1 protein-coding gene is annotated in these 575 nt (G+C 77.7%); it reads right to left on the minus strand.

Annotated elements, in window-relative coordinates:
* On the minus strand, positions 1-556 hold a 556-nt coding region (locus OOT08_RS08350; protein ID WP_442916210.1), incomplete at its 3' end, for a thiamine pyrophosphate-binding protein.
* Positions 557-575 lie beyond the last annotated feature (19 nt).

Here is a 575-nt window from a genome sequence, read left to right on the forward strand (position 1 = left end):
CGTCCGCCCGCCCGAGCGCCGAGCGCCAGGCCGCTGCGGCGAGTCGGACGGCATCCGCCTCGTGCGCTCCGCCGGGCACGGGCGCGGGCTCGTCGTGGCTGAGCCGCGCGAAGGGGCCGAAGAGGCCCGCCTGCTGGGTCGTCTGGTTGCTGCGAATTCCGTGCAGTTCCTCGGGGCGGTCCGCGCTCAGCACGATGAGGGGGACGGCGCTGTGGCTCGCCTCCATGACGGCGGGAAGCAGGTTGCCGACGGCGGAGCCGCTCGTGACGATGACCGCCGCGGGCACGCCGGTCTCCCGGGCGAGGCCGAGGGCGAGAAACCCGGCCTGGCGCTCGTCGTGGCGCACGTGTACGCGGACGCGGCCCGTCTGGCCCAGGTCCGCGGCGGCGAGCGCGAGGGCCTGCGAGCGGGAGCCGGGGCTGACGATCAGGTGCCGGAGGCCGAGGGCGGCCAGGGCGGCGAGCAGGCTGTCGGCGAGCTCGCTCGCGGGGCTGGCCGGGCTCGTCGCTCGCTCGGGGCGCGGTGCGGGCTCGGCCTGGGGGTCGGTCACGCTCATGCGCCGGTGCGCCCGCCGT

The sequence above is a fragment of the Leucobacter sp. M11 genome (genome assembly GCF_035726885.1).
Classification (GTDB): domain Bacteria; phylum Actinomycetota; class Actinomycetes; order Actinomycetales; family Microbacteriaceae; genus JAPFRB01.